Consider the following 266-nt stretch of genomic DNA (forward strand, 5'->3'; position numbering starts at 1 on the left):
GTTCTCAGGGCTGCCTTCGACGCCGAATAACCAGGAGATCCGGCGAGTCCCGTGAGCGCAGCAAGCGAAGAAATGAATACGATCCTTGAACGGCTGGTTCGTTTCGAGGCGTCGTCCGCGCTTGATCCGGGAGCAGCTTGATTCCCCCGCTTTAAAAGCGCGCGGGCAAAGGCATTTGCCGCCAGGATGTTGCCGACGGCATTTACTTCAAGTTCACGCAGGAGATCAGCCTGTTTTTCGGGCAAATAGGTCGGATTGACCTGATG

General features: G+C 56.4%; 1 protein-coding gene. It reads right to left on the reverse strand.

The annotated features are described in order from the left end of the window. The coding region (locus H6A60_RS13230; protein ID WP_205105329.1) for an SDR family NAD(P)-dependent oxidoreductase at window positions 1-266 on the reverse strand (266 nt) is incomplete at both ends.

This window comes from Sutterella massiliensis (assembly GCF_016899755.1).
Lineage (GTDB): Bacteria > Pseudomonadota > Gammaproteobacteria > Burkholderiales > Burkholderiaceae_F > Sutterella > Sutterella massiliensis.